Source organism: Microcoleus sp. (genome assembly GCF_041354475.1).
In the GTDB taxonomy this organism is placed as follows: Bacteria; Cyanobacteriota; Cyanobacteriia; order Cyanobacteriales; family Microcoleaceae; genus Microcoleus.
Window position 1 is genome coordinate 58,179 of the sequence record NZ_JBGJZU010000022.1, and the last position, 13,140, is coordinate 71,318.

Annotated in this window: 13 protein-coding genes; 7 read left to right on the forward strand and 6 right to left on the reverse strand. The window is 43.3% G+C overall.

What is annotated here, in order from left to right:
- The first annotated feature begins 23 nt into the window (after positions 1 to 23).
- The gene (locus tag ACBR23_RS11075) at positions 24 to 275 is read left to right on the forward strand and encodes a DUF2281 domain-containing protein (protein WP_371119510.1); all 252 of its coding nucleotides are present in this window, start codon (positions 24 to 26) and stop codon (positions 273 to 275) included.
- A gap of 89 nt (positions 276 to 364) precedes the next feature.
- Here the strand turns inward: ACBR23_RS11075 and ACBR23_RS11080 are convergent, their stop codons facing one another.
- Complete coding sequence (locus tag ACBR23_RS11080) at positions 365 to 496, reverse strand: type II toxin-antitoxin system RelE/ParE family toxin (protein ID WP_333247311.1); 132 nt, start codon at positions 494 to 496, stop codon at positions 365 to 367.
- A 137-nt stretch (positions 497 to 633) separates the two neighbouring features.
- Complete coding sequence (locus ACBR23_RS11085; protein WP_371119509.1) at positions 634 to 837, reverse strand: hypothetical protein; 204 nt, start codon at positions 835 to 837, stop codon at positions 634 to 636.
- A gap of 137 nt (positions 838 to 974) precedes the next feature.
- Between ACBR23_RS11085 and ACBR23_RS11090 the strand changes: the two genes are divergently transcribed.
- Complete coding sequence (locus ACBR23_RS11090; RefSeq protein ID WP_371119508.1) at positions 975 to 1,295, forward strand: DUF433 domain-containing protein; 321 nt, start codon at positions 975 to 977, stop codon at positions 1,293 to 1,295.
- Positions 1,288 to 1,623 (forward strand): DUF5615 family PIN-like protein, encoded by a 336-nt coding sequence (locus tag ACBR23_RS11095; protein ID WP_371119507.1) that lies wholly within the window; start codon positions 1,288 to 1,290, stop codon positions 1,621 to 1,623. The genes ACBR23_RS11090 and ACBR23_RS11095 overlap by 8 nt, the downstream gene beginning before the upstream one ends.
- Positions 1,624 to 1,669: 46 nt before the next feature.
- Here the strand turns inward: ACBR23_RS11095 and ACBR23_RS11100 are convergent, their stop codons facing one another.
- Positions 1,670 to 1,996, reverse strand: a complete 327-nt coding sequence (locus ACBR23_RS11100) for a hypothetical protein (RefSeq protein WP_371119506.1) — start codon at positions 1,994 to 1,996, stop codon at positions 1,670 to 1,672.
- Between the two features lie 8 nt (positions 1,997 to 2,004).
- A complete protein-coding gene (locus ACBR23_RS11105) occupies positions 2,005 to 2,565 on the reverse strand; it encodes a cysteine peptidase family C39 domain-containing protein (RefSeq protein WP_371116011.1) in 561 nt (186 codons plus the stop codon).
- Between the two features lie 9 nt (positions 2,566 to 2,574).
- Here ACBR23_RS11105 and ACBR23_RS11110 point away from each other — a divergent pair, with 9 nt between their 5' ends.
- Entirely contained in the window at positions 2,575 to 2,709 is a 135-nt protein-coding gene (locus ACBR23_RS11110; RefSeq protein ID WP_371119505.1) for a hypothetical protein, read from the forward strand.
- Here ACBR23_RS11110 and ACBR23_RS11115 read toward each other — a convergent pair.
- Entirely contained in the window at positions 2,668 to 8,364 is a 5,697-nt protein-coding gene (locus ACBR23_RS11115) for a hypothetical protein (protein WP_371119504.1), read from the reverse strand. The genes ACBR23_RS11110 and ACBR23_RS11115 overlap by 42 nt on opposite strands.
- Positions 8,365 to 8,740: 376 nt before the next feature.
- On the opposite strand from ACBR23_RS11115, the gene ACBR23_RS11120 reads away from it, so the two are divergent.
- Both ACBR23_RS11120 and ACBR23_RS11125 read left to right on the forward strand, forming a co-directional pair.
- The gene (locus ACBR23_RS11120) at positions 8,741 to 10,402 is read left to right on the forward strand and encodes an NB-ARC domain-containing protein (protein WP_371119503.1); all 1,662 of its coding nucleotides are present in this window, start codon (positions 8,741 to 8,743) and stop codon (positions 10,400 to 10,402) included.
- 438 nt (positions 10,403 to 10,840) lie between these two features.
- The gene (locus ACBR23_RS11125; protein ID WP_371115999.1) at positions 10,841 to 11,521 is read left to right on the forward strand and encodes a Uma2 family endonuclease; all 681 of its coding nucleotides are present in this window, start codon (positions 10,841 to 10,843) and stop codon (positions 11,519 to 11,521) included.
- A gap of 193 nt (positions 11,522 to 11,714) precedes the next feature.
- Here ACBR23_RS11125 and ACBR23_RS11130 read toward each other — a convergent pair whose 3' ends face one another.
- Complete coding sequence (locus tag ACBR23_RS11130; RefSeq protein ID WP_371119502.1) at positions 11,715 to 12,695, reverse strand: ABC transporter ATP-binding protein; 981 nt, start codon at positions 12,693 to 12,695, stop codon at positions 11,715 to 11,717.
- Between the two features lie 110 nt (positions 12,696 to 12,805).
- On the opposite strand from ACBR23_RS11130, the gene ACBR23_RS11135 reads away from it, so the two are divergent.
- Positions 12,806 to 12,991: a hypothetical protein gene (locus ACBR23_RS11135; RefSeq protein WP_340525833.1), complete on the forward strand. Its 186-nt coding sequence runs from the start codon at positions 12,806 to 12,808 to the stop codon at positions 12,989 to 12,991.
- Positions 12,992 to 13,140: the final 149 nt, after the last annotated feature.

Here is a 13,140-nt window from a genome sequence, read left to right on the forward strand (position 1 = left end):
TGCTCTTTATCTATAATCAGATTATGACTGTTATTGAACAGATTTATGCGATCGTCAAAACTCTTCCCCAAAACCAAGCTAGCGAAATTCTCACTTTCGCACAGTTTATTCGTGCCAAGTACCTGAATGGGAATCAATCCACCGACACAGTAGATGCTTTAACTCCTTGGCAGGAAGTGGTTTATTCCCTAGCTGGAACGTGGGCAGAAGACTTTCCTACTCTGGAAGAGATTCGTGCTGAGTCGGGGGAAGACATCTTGCTGGAGAGCTTTTAGATGTATATTTTGGATACAAACACATTAATCTACTACTTTAAAGGACAAGGACAAGTTGCCCAAAACCTTCTGTCAGAGTGAAAACAGCTTTATGGTGGAAAGTAGCGATAAATATCTTTCCGGTGAAGCACCCTGGCAAAAGTAACAGTTTCGCCATCAAAATAAAAACCTATTCGATAGTCGCCAACCCGAAGCCGATACGCATTATCATCACCTTTCAATTTTTTTAAGTTAACAATTGTCTGTAAATCATTACTATTTGGAATTTATGCAAAAGCAAAATCCTTGATTTGCTCAAAGACAGGCGTACTTTTAAGAGCTTTTAAATCCTTTAAAAAACTGGGTAGATATTCGACTTTCATTCTGTTTCCAGTTCGGCAAGTGCTTGCTGTAAACTTAACGGGGTTTCATTTTTTACTGCGCCCATAGCCAATAGAAGTCCTCTATCTTCCATCGCTTCTAGGAAATACTGATAGTCGGTATAATCTAGAATAACTTGACTAATGTTGCCCTCGGCATCGAAAATCAATTGTTTAGCCAGTGGATAGTCTTCTATTTTCATACACTTTTATGGTGAGATGAGTTGAAAGGGAATGACGCTTCTATTATAGCTGACAACCTTGGGGCGATCGCACTTCGTCTGTTTGTGCTAAGATTAAATAGCTCTAAACATTAGCAAATAAGAGCCTTTGACGCTTTATGCCTAAGCAATCAGTCATCACAAAGTATATTGAAATTACACCGGGAGTGCTTGGTGGTAAACCACGCATTGCGGGTCATCGAATTTCTGTAGCACAAGTTGCAGAGATGTATCTGAAGATGGGAGAGTCAATAGAAGAAATCGCTAGGGATTATAATTTGTCACCTGCTGCGGTTCATGCAGCCATGACTTACTATTACGATAATCGAGAAGAAATTGACCGCCGCACTGCTGAATCAGATGCTTTTGTCGAAGAGTTGAAGCATCAGAGTCCACCTTCTCGTTTGCAGGAAAAGCTGAGGGAAATTAGAGGTGAGTGAACGCATCCGCTTTCATTTAGATGAGAATGTTAAATCGGCTGTGGCGCGAGAGTTGCGTCGGCACGGCATTGATGTTACAACAACTATTGAGGCGGGGTTACTGGCTCAGAGTGATGAATCACAGTTAGCATTTATCTGCGAACAAAAGCGGGTAATTATGACTCATGATGATGATTTTTTAACGATTGCTAGTCTTAGCAGCGAGCATCCAGGTATTGCTTATTGTAAGCAAGGGACTCGTTCGATCGGACAAATTATTGAAGCTCTGGTTTTGATTTATGAAGTGTACGTGCCTGAAGAAATGGTTGGGCGTGTTGAGTTTTTGTGAGAAATGGCAAAGGGCGATCACACATGATGAGTAACTAGCTTTCGCTTCATTTTACGGCTATTTTGACTTCCTTCTTTAAAGAGAATCGTTCTACTTTTATAAATTCACAATCGCCAAGATTGATGGGAAATTCTAGAGAGTCTCCCCGATTAAATTGAGACACTAGCTTGTACAGTTTAACACTGGCTTCCTGATTCCATCTAAAGGTTTTGCAGAAATGCGAATCGCCCTTGATTAACGGGATAGTCTGTCCTGAAGCTTCGGCTGTTTCTGCGGTCATGGTAAACTGATGCTGCTCTCGATCGAGCAATACGATCGTATTGAATGTTCCCAATTCGCTCGCTGGTTCTATTGAAAGCACTGTGATATTCATGGGATGCCTCAGAAAACTGCAATTTGATTCCAAACGTTTAAAAATTCATCTATATTCATTTTATACCTTGTCCCTTCCCAGGGGTCTCGAATTAGAACAAGTCCTGTGCGATCGATACCGTCAACTACTACCATGTGTCCGACTCTGTTACCAAATTCTTTCATTTGAGCCATCCACGACTGTTCAGTATTTAATAACAGGTTAAAAGCTGCTAGAGGTGTTGATGTATCAATAAAACCAGCTTGCCATCGATGAGAAGTAGCCGGAGTCAGTTCGTTAAGGGCATTGGCAATTTCTTCAGCGGATGTGGGTGCTCCTGTTAAATTTTCAATAGCGGCTTGTTCAATATTAGCAATTCCTCGATCTTTGAGGAGTATTTCAGCACTAGCAGGGCCACAGGATAGGTTACTTTGCTGTCTGACAACTCTGGGGTCAACAATTTCATCAATGACTGGCCAACGACCACCTGCTCCTAAAAGTGCTGGCGATTCCTCTTGAGGTTCGGGGGAACTGCTAGGCTTTGTACTGATGAGGATACTCCTGAGAAAAGGATAGGGGTTATCTATCAATTATAGATAGTGAGCTTTATTTTCACAAGGGCGATCGCACTTTTTGTCGTAAGGGCGATCGCACTTTTTGTCGTAAAGGGCGATCGCACTAATCCGATTATCCTAAATCAGTGGCAGATTGATGGAGACAAAACTACCGCTTAGCTGACTCGGAGATACGCCGACAACCAGACCTAAAATTTGATTCGATCCGGCAATCTTGATGACAGTATTTCCCTGATCGAAGTTCAGCAGTAAGTTCGATTCTGTTAATCCTTCTGTCAGTCCAATTTTATCTGCACCTAATTGGAAGTCTAAGATAGCATCTGGCAGGAAATCACCAGTTACGGCCGCATTTTTGGGTAGGACAAAGGTATCGCTGCCGGGGCCGCCGATTAAGATATCTCGACCTAAATCGCCGCTGAGGGTGTCATCGCCTTCGTTCCCTTTGAGGCGATCGTTGTCAGTACCTCCTAGGATTAAATCATTGCCTCGGCCGCCAAAAATATTGTCATTTCCGCTGTTGCCAGTGAGGATATCGTTGCCTTTATTGCCGTAGATGATGTCATCTCCGCCAAGTCCGGCAAGGGTGTCATCGCCTGCGAAACCAGCCATGCTATCTGCTGCATCAATACCAACTAGATTGTCGTTTTCAGGAGTTCCTAAAACTTGACGCAGTGGAGGACGAGGTGGTGTTGGTGTTGGTGTTGCTACAACATTATCTGTCGCCGATTCAGTACCGTCATTTGTGACTGTAGTGCTGGCGAAATCGACATCGTTGGAGATGTCTGGGTCGTATGTTTTACTCGTTATGCTAGAGGTACCGGTGATATTTCCAGTTGTCGGCGCGGTAACGGTAATGCTAACAGTTGAAATTTGACCTTTGGCTACATCGCCGAGGTCAAAAGTTAGTTCATTTCCTGACTGCTTGGTGGGGGCGATGTTAGCCGAAACAAATTTAGCACCCTCTGGCAAGGTTTCGGTGAGGATTGCACCTTTAGCGTTATCAGTGCCGTTGTTGGTGACGGCAACGGTGTAGGTGACGTTGCTTCCCGGTATTGCGGTATCGCGATCGGCTGTTTTAGTGACTGATAAATCTGCTGATTCTGTCACTTTAATCGGCAGCGGTGCATAGCTGAAAACAGGTGCGTTGTTTTCATCCATCGCCATTGCGTAGACGTAGTAATCGCCTGTGGGTAAGCCTTGAGTGTTCCAGACAAAGTTGCCTGCACCGTCTTTTTCTTCAATGCCATCTTTGATTAGAATGCCATCGAAACCTTTGTTATCATTGTCGTAGAACAGGCTAACTTTGGCAGTGGAGTCAGCATCAATAGCGTTGTAGTTGATAGTGACGTTTTGTCCGCTAACATCTTTAGATGGGGCCATCACTTGAACAGTAGGAGCCTGAGAATCCTGAAATGCACTGTACTCTACAGTACCTAAAGCAGCGGAATTGGTTAAGTTGATATCCCAATTACCTGGTTGTGGATTGGCGATCATAACTGCTTTAGTAGTTGTACTGGTGAGGGCATCAACAATTGCAATTTTATTCGCTGCAAAATCCGACTCTTTGAAAATAGCTCCATTGGGTGCTTTGATTTCAACAGGAGTATTAGCAGAGGCATTATCCCAGTTAGCATTGAGAATTATCCACGGCGTGCCTGGGGCAACAGTAAATCCTTGTATGGCGGAAGCTGTTTTATCTTCACTAGCTTCGAGCTGATTGCCAGAGGCAACTCTTTCGATTTGGCTAGAGGCAACTAAGGAACTGCTTGTCTTAGGCACTTCTTTCGTTAAAATCTTGAATTTCCCGTCGAAGGAGATTTCAGCTCCTATTGTAAAAGATATGTCACGAAAAAAGGGTGCAATATTTTGTAATTTGAATGTGTTTGTAACACGCGCATAGTCATCAGAGAACTTATTATTGTTCGTGAAATTGATTACCATACTGCTTGAAATCTTTACATCACCTCCTTCATCATTTTTGAGTTCTGGCAAACGAAGAACTTTAGGAAAATTGATTTGTGGTTCACCAGTAATTGTGAATCCTTCTGGACTGACTTTGAAGCTACCGTCTAACGAGATTAAGCCATTGAATCCTGAAATTCCACCTTTGACGGTGATAGACTTATCTTTATTGCCTGTAATCTCAACATTACCACCTAGAATTGTATCTTTAAGAAATTTTGCTTCTCCCTTGAAAGTAACGCTATCGAAGAAGTCGATTATGATACCTCCTTTTAATTCACCGAGAGATGAAAACTTCTGCTCACCACCAGCCCAATCAGGCAATGAGAATTTTACTGAATCGGATAGCTGAGGCCCCAATGTTGCCTTAATGTCTTCACCACTAAGTTTTATATTTGGAAGGTTTGGTTCTCCCGATAGTCGTCGCAAAGGATTAATATTGTCTAACTTAACCGACCCCCCTTGGAAATAAAATAAAGGAGGCAATGTAATAGGAATAGGTTTGTTGAGGTTGTCTACTTTGGCAGCAAGTGATTTAAGATCCCAAGGATTGTATGTAAAACCAATATCTCCTCCTATCTCTAGACCACCTATCTTTGGACTATCTTTCGTCCCCGGAGTGTCTGGAAACTTAAATGTACCTCCTGCGCTAAACTCTCTTGCAATGCTATTCCAAGTAACTTTTATCTCCTTAAAGTAGCCAGTGGTAGCTGACTTCAAATCCCTTTTGAAAGTAAATGCTCCGTTGACATCCCACTTGCCATTTTTGTACTGTAAAAAATTATCTCCTGATAGGTCTAAAACAATTTCCGAACTATCGGTTTTAGAAATATCGGAAAAATTTTGAGGACTGTTGCCAGATTTTCCAGAAGTATCTAATGCAAATTTTCCTCTTAACCTTACACTATCTTCAGGTGCAAGATACTCTAGAGATAAGTCCGAAATTCCGTTAACTCCAACCAGACCAAACAGGTTAAACTTTTTAGGGTCTTTGAAAGGTTTAAAGTCTTTTAAGAAAGTTTTGTTGGATGATAATTTCCAACTTTGAGCGATTTGAGGTCCCTTTTCACTAATCAATAGACCGTCAGAAAGTGGTAACTGTACCTCAAGATTTCCTAAATCTTTAGACAATTTCAAGACACTTCCCAGGGCAAGGCCATTAGAATTCACACTTAAGCTGTTGAAATCGATATCTAGACCACTAAGCTTAAATTCCTTTGGCAGACTGCCAGCTTCTTCCTCGATTGAGGTTGCAGTCGCAGTTTTTACGTCGAGATCGAATTTGCCCTTGAATAGCGGTTCTGCTATTTTACCAATACTTGAAAAAACTGTCCCATTAACAGTAATTTTATTTTGATCGTACTCCACTTTTCCTTGCTGGACAGTCATCAATGGGAATGTCCCATTTTTGCGCCCGATTTGGATAGTACCGGATGCTTCGTAGCGCTTGGTTTTATCGTTGTATGTGAATTGACCGTTAATTACTTTGAGTTTTAGCGGATCTAGATCCACTTCACCACTAGCATTGGGTGCGGGAATTTGACTCGGAGGTACAGTTGGGACCGGAGGAAGAGTTGGATTTGGAGGAGGAGTTGGAGGAATTGAAATTGGGGGTGTCGGTGTTGGAGTTACAATCGTCGGAGGTGTCGGAGTTGGAGTTACAACCGTCGGAGGTGTTGGTGTTGGAGTTACAACTGTCGGAGGTGTCGGTGTTGGAGTTACAACTGTCGGAGGTGTCGGAATCGGAGTTGGAGTTGGTGTCGGAGTTGGAGTCGGAGTTGGGGGTGTCGGTGTTGGAGTCGCGGTTACAATAGATGTGGCTCCAAATATTACACCGCTAACACCCGTAACATCTTTATCAAGAGTGCCTACTCCTGTTGCTGGATTGATAACAATCCGCTGGTTAGATCCGGTGAAGCCGAACAGATTCCCATCTTTGCTGGATAAACCATACACTTTACTGAAGCCGATGTTACCAATCTTGGTAGCTTGACCAGTTAAGGATACGGAGAATAAGCTGTTATCACTGTTGACCCCAGATGTAGCTAAAAAGCGATTACTAACAGGATCGAATAATAGATCGCCACTAGCATCAAAGTTAGATCCCAGATTAGCAACCAAGGATGCTGCACCCGTAGTTTGATTAATGGTATATAAGTTGGAACCGCCAGTTGCATAAAGTACATTACTAGGAGAAAATGCCAAACCAACTATGTCTACACTTGCACCGAGGTTTCCAATCGGTGAGGATGAACCTGAGACTGGATCGACGCTGTACAACTGGCTATCAGTGATGCCAAACAACTTGTTGTCACTAGATAAGGCGATATCATTTAAACTTGGGCTAGTTGCAATCTTTACAAATTTTCCTGCTGAGTCAACGCTTCCGACTTGCCCGCTATCTGTAGAAACTAAAGATGATGCAGTCCCCAAGGAGCTAGTTTTGAAGGTATAGTTTCCTGTCTCGTTCGCATTCAAGCTAGTAGCTCGAATCGCGTAATTCGCACCCGGAACTACTGTGAAACTTAACTGTGAATTCTTACCACCATTGATTAAGTCATCGTTAAAGGCAATCACTTCACCTGTAGAAGCATTGATCAGTTGTAGGTAACTGTCAATTGCAGTCGAGTCGAGGTTAACTTGAACTTGCTGCCAATTGGAAATCCCAGTCAAGGTATAGTCATCGGAGAAGCTACCCAATTTTTTAGGGTTTTTAGTATCAGTGCTACTCAAACTTTCGTTAATCGTTTCCCCTAAGCCAATAGTCAGGGGTGTCGCAGTTGGTGTTGGTGTTGGAGGTGTCGGAGTCGGAGTTGGTGTCGCAGATGGAATAGACCCTGCACCACTAATCGTATACCCATTGGTAAGACCTGTGATATTTCTATCGAAAGTCCCTTTTCCTGTTGCTGGATCAATAATAATCCGCTTATTATCTCCTGTAAAACCAACAAGAGTGCTTCCCTCAAAAGACAAGCCAACCACATCTTTAAAGCCAATATTACCAATTTCAGTCCATTGACCTGTTAAAGAAACAGAAAATAAGCGACTATTAGCTCCAAAGAAAGAGCCACCTTTAGCAAACAAAAATCTGTTATTTATGGAATCGAATGCTATGTCGCCACTTGAATCTTGCTCCCAAGGAAAGTTGGCGATTGATGACGCATCCGCAGTCTGAGTATCGATTGTATATAATTTAGAACTATTAGATCCAATACTCACTCCATAAAGTGTTTTACTAGGAGAAAATTCCAGAGCGCCCATATCCACCCCAGAAGGAAAGTTGCCAATCACTGAGGATGAACCTGTTTCAGGATTGATTTTGTACAACTGGGTAGGCAATGAATCCCCCTTAATACCCAAAAGCTTATTGTCATTAGAGAAAGCGATGTCAGCAAATATTGAGCTACTTCCGGCGTCAACAAAACTTCCTATCGATACAAATCTTCCTAATGGATCAACTGTTCCGGCTTCTTGTCCATTTCTCGTAACAACTAAAGATGATGCAGTCCCCAAGGAGCTAGTTTTGAAGTTATAGTTTCCTGTCTCGTTCGCATTCAAGCTAGTAGCTCGAATTGCGTAATTTATACCCGGAATTACTGTGAATTTTAACTGTGAATTCTTACCGTTCTTAATTAAGCCATCGTTATAGGTAATCACTTCACCTGTTGAAGCATTTACCAGTTGTAGGTAACTGTCAATCGCAGTCGAATCCATGTTAACTTGAACTTGCTGCCAATTGGAAATCCCAGTCAAGGTATAGTCATCGGAGAAGCTACCTAATTTTTTAGGATTTTTAGTATCAGTGCTGCTCAAACTTCCGTCAATCGTTTGCCCTAAGCTAATATTCGTCATAATCCCATCTCCTCAAAAATATAGTTGCGTCAAAATCAGCAAAGCCCGCCTAGCAAGCTTTCCTAAATACTTATCTGGGCCTTCCTCTGCTTTTTATGCAGTTCGCCCGGTTTTTGTAACAAAACTTTACATTAGTCCCAACAGCAGATAAGCTGTATGCCCGATCGCCCAACCGATGCACCGTCAAACGTAGCTGACAGCCAGACTCATCACTTCACAATACTCCACAATCCTGAATCCGCATAGGCTAAACGGCTCACCATTTGGCTCAGCAAAAAAGGCTCATTTAGCTCATTTGGCTCATTTGGCTCACTTTTTGGCTCACCAGATCGTGTAACATTCTTTACTAACGCAGAGTTTCCGTAGAGGAGTCGCAATGGCAGGTTTGCTCAGAGCATCTGAAGAAGGGCTAAAAATCATTGATATGGTAAGACGCAATCTCGGATGGAATAAAGCAGATGAACTCTGGTGTCAGGCTGCTCTCACTTCAAAAGCCACTTTAAAGCGATTTTGGACGCAGCAACCAATTAGACGAGAGACTTTTATACACATTTGCAAAGCTGTAGGTGTGAAAAACTGGCAAGATATTGTTGCGCGGGAAATTCAGGAACCAGAATTACTATTAGCCGCGATCGCAGATATCCCCCTAGACAACCAAAACGATCGCACATTCCCCCTCCCAGAAAACTTACCCCCCGTCAGAAATTGGGTACAGCGCACCAAAGAAATCGACACCTTAAAAACCCTAATCACTCCTCCTGCTCCCCCCCTTACCAACGAATCGCCCACTCTTGCTCCCCCCCTTACCAAGGGGGGGCTGGGGGGGGTTCCCATCGCCATCTCAATTGTCGGATTACCAGGCATCGGAAAAACCACCCTCATCAGCCAACTAATTCGCCAACTCCACACCGAAAAAACCCCCTTCACCAGCGCCGCTTGGCAATTCTTGCAATCCGCAACAGGTAAAGCACCCCCCTGCGATCGCACAATTGACTCCCTCCTATTCACCCTCTCCAACGGCGACATCACCGCAGCCGTCAATCCTCAAAATGACTGTGGCAAAAAAACTGAAAATCTGCTCAAAATCCTCAGAGAAAAACCTTGCTTGCTCGTATTCGATCGCGCCGACACACTTTTGCAAGCAGGAGAAGCCAAAGCGGCTGGTTATTTCGCCGAGGATTGTGCAGAATATGCTTGGTTATTCAAACAACTATTAGAAACAGAACATCAAAGCAAAATTATTTTCACCAGTCGCGAAAGCTTGGCCGAATTGCCGTCAACAGTCACCCGCGAAATCCAGCTAAACGGATTGGATCGAGATGCCGCAGTTGCCCTATTGCAATCTTTTAATCTGACAGCAAATGCAGAGGAATTAGCCGAAATGGGCGATCGCTATTCAGGACATCCCAAAGCCCTACAACTCGTAGCAGCCTTGATTCGAGATGACACCGAGTTTCAAGGAAATGTCGGGATGTTTTTACACCAGAGAGACTGGTTGCTGATTCGAGATATTGAAAGTGCGATCGATGAAATGATAGCGCGTCTCAGCGATGGCGAACAAACTTGTCTCAGCCGAATTTCTGTCTATCAAACCTCAGAATATCCCCTATCTTTTGCAGGGATTAGCGCTCAAATGTCAGAAGTCAGCAAGTATGAACTTAAAGAAAATATTATCCTTGCACTGAAGCGCCGGCAATTGCTATATTACGATCGCCATCTCAAATCCTATCAGTTGCATCCGCTAGTCCGAGAAAAGGGCGAACATCTGCTAAGTCAAAATCCCGAAAATCTCCGTACCGCCCACAGCCAAGCTTATAATTATTATATCAATATTCCGCTCAAACCGGAATCGGAATGGCAAGACATTGAGGATATTCAGCCCTTAATCAGAGCGCACTATCACGCGCGTCAGGCGGGAAATTTAGATGCGGCAAATGCGATTATTTCTGAAGTTTGTGAGTATTTGCGGCAGTGGAATTGTGCAGAGTTGGTATGTGGAAATCTACCTTTACCATTGTTAACGGAAGCACGGAAATAATATCAGTTCCGGTTGTATTGGAATGATTTAACCGCGAAGGCGCGAAGGACGACCCCCCCCCTGCCCCCCCAAGGGGGGAAAGAGGAAGAAAAGAGAGGATTTTATATAATTGGGAATTGGGAATAGGTCATTGGTGACAAATTAAGACTGAAACCCACAATAAATGTCGCTTTTATGCGAAGTTTCGATCCCCCTAAATCCCCCTTAAGAAGGGGGACTTTGAGAAATACTCTTGTCCCCGCCTTATTAAGGTAAGAAGAGGGGGACTAAAGACAAATACTCTTGTCCCCCCCTTCTTAAGGGGGGTTAGGGGGGATCTAGACTTCGATACAAACAAAAAAGACTGTCGGCTTGACATTATAATGTTAAAATTATCAATAGCGATCGCACTCCAACGCTAAAATAAATACAAAGCCTCTTAACCCCAACCCAAGAGTCATGACAGCAGTTCAAGAACTACCCCCTTCCCAAGACATCCAAGAAAATGTTATCTTTCCCCCAGGTGACTTATATAGTGACGAACCTCCTGTGGAAACCGAACTTCATCTCCGACAAATCATCCTATTGCTGCAATGCTTAGAATGGCTGTGGCAAGACAGAAATGACTTCTATGCTGTTGGCAATCTTACCATCTACTACAGTCCCCGCCAGCTTAAATCTGAATTGTGTCGAGGCCCAGACTTTTTTGTAGTTTTGGGAACCGAACGAAAAGCTCGTAAAAGTTGGGCTGTTTGGGAAGAAGATGGCAAATATCCTAATGTAATTGTCGAAATTCTGTCGCCAACAACAGCGGCAACTGACAGAAATTTCAAGAAACTACTTTATCAAAATACGTTTCGCACCCATGATTATTTCTGGTTCGATCCGTATACTTTAGAATTTGCTGGGTTTCATTTAATCGATGGCGAATACCAACCGCTGGAACCGAATTCCCAAGGACATTTGTTCAGTCAACAACTAGATTTATATCTGGGAATACATGACCAAAAATTGCGTTTGTTCACAACAGCAGGAGAACTGATTCCCAGCCCGGAAGAGGTAGCTCAAACAGAGACACAACGTGCCGATCGCCTGGCCGCAAAACTGCGAGAATTAAATATTGACCCTGATACAATTTAGCAATTTTTCTTGAGAGAGTAGCGAGGTTGATATGAGTCAAATAAATCCCGATCGCATTACTGGTACAATTGCGATCGAAGTTTTGCCTCAATCAAACGGGCCGAAGAGCCCGTTTTTCTAGTCCGCGCAGGCGGACATTGTTTGTGTAGACGCGGTTTCAACCGCCGAGTTTCTAGGTTTCAACTTATTGACTTCAACTACTCGAATAAATCCCTCTTTCTTCCAGTTGCTGCATAAAAAACTCTTCCAAAGAAGGCTTAGCCAAATTCATCCCTATTAGCTGCCCTCCCGTAGCGCTCAGACTAGACATAAACTGCTTCGCATCGCCCTGCAAATGACCGTACCACACATCATTATCAACTTCCAGATCCGGTATCCATTTTTTCAGAATATTCAAATGGCTGCCCCTACCTTCAACCCGATAAGTTTCAGTATTACCCAATAGTTCATCGATCGCCCCAATACAGATTAACTCACCTCTGGCCAAAATTGCCACGCGATCGCAAATCTTCTCCACATCTGAAAGTATATGAGAATTAAAGAAAATCGTTTTTCCTTGACTTTTCAGCGATAAAATGATCTCCCGCATCTGATAGCGTCCCATCGGATCTAAACCCGACATCGGCTCATCTAAAAATACCACCTCTGGATTATTAATCAAAGCTTGAGCCATGCCAATTCGTTGCAGCATACCCTTAGAATACTGCCGCAATTGCTTTTTGATTGCCGCCGATTGAGCTAGCCCAACTAAGTCTAGCAAATGCGGAATTCGCTGTCGCTGAATCGACGGCGGAATTTGAAACAAACCCGCTGCAAATTGCAGAAATTCCCAGCCCGTGAGATAATCGTAAAAATAGGGATTTTCTGGCAAATAGCCGACTCGTTGCTTCACCGCGCGATCGCCCAAAGGTCTCCCCAACAACAGCGCCCTACCAGAAGTAGGCCGCACTATACCCAGCAAAGTTTTCAGCAGGGTAGTTTTCCCCGCCCCATTTTGTCCTAACAGCCCGAAAGTTTCGCCCTCAGAGATAGTCAGAGTACAATTCTTCAGCGATTCAATTTTTTGGTTCATCCAGAAGCCAGTACGGTAGAACTTCCCCAGATTAAATGTTTCCACTACTGGTGGCGCGGTGGGCATCTCGATAGTCATTGGCGCATCTATAAGAGGTTCCATTTTCGTCATATAAATAAGTAGCACCTGATTATATTCTATTCCATAAGTCCTGTAATCATTACTCCCTTTAATGTTAAGCTTATATTAGCTGTACCTAATTATTACTGAATATGGAACGTTCAAAAATTATTGCTATTATCACAGGCGTGTTTTCTATAGTATTAGCACTGGGCTATCTGCTGCTCGTCACTCTCCTGGACTTCCGAGGCGAAATGGTTCCCGCACCCCAAAGTCAATTGCCAGTATCAGTGGAAATTCAGCAATTAGCGACTGCTAACCCTACTTGGCTAGGGTAGTCATTGGTTATTGGTTATTTGTGAATACAGAGCCATTAGGAAAGCGCATCAAGAGCATTTGCAGTTGTTATAATTGGCAATGGGAATTGGAACCACTGACTAGAAACAACAAAATCAATAACCACTAATAACAAATAACCAATAACCCT

What these genes read in the sequence shown, in the direction of transcription:
- ACBR23_RS11135 (WP_340525833.1), top strand. Translation starts at nt 12,806, where the DNA reads ATGGAACGTTCAAAAATTATTGCTATTATCACAGGCGTGTTTTCTATA.
- ACBR23_RS11115 (WP_371119504.1), bottom strand. Translation starts at nt 8,364, where the DNA reads ATGACGAATATTAGCTTAGGGCAAACGATTGACGGAAGTTTGAGCAGC.
- ACBR23_RS11100 (WP_371119506.1), bottom strand. Translation starts at nt 1,996, where the DNA reads ATGAATATCACAGTGCTTTCAATAGAACCAGCGAGCGAATTGGGAACA.
- ACBR23_RS11130 (WP_371119502.1), bottom strand. Translation starts at nt 12,695, where the DNA reads ATGGAACCTCTTATAGATGCGCCAATGACTATCGAGATGCCCACCGCG.
- ACBR23_RS11090 (WP_371119508.1), top strand. Translation starts at nt 975, where the DNA reads ATGCCTAAGCAATCAGTCATCACAAAGTATATTGAAATTACACCGGGA.
- ACBR23_RS11085 (WP_371119509.1), bottom strand. Translation starts at nt 837, where the DNA reads ATGAAAATAGAAGACTATCCACTGGCTAAACAATTGATTTTCGATGCC.
- ACBR23_RS11125 (WP_371115999.1), top strand. Translation starts at nt 10,841, where the DNA reads ATGACAGCAGTTCAAGAACTACCCCCTTCCCAAGACATCCAAGAAAAT.
- ACBR23_RS11075 (WP_371119510.1), top strand. Translation starts at nt 24, where the DNA reads ATGACTGTTATTGAACAGATTTATGCGATCGTCAAAACTCTTCCCCAA.
- ACBR23_RS11120 (WP_371119503.1), top strand. Translation starts at nt 8,741, where the DNA reads ATGGCAGGTTTGCTCAGAGCATCTGAAGAAGGGCTAAAAATCATTGAT.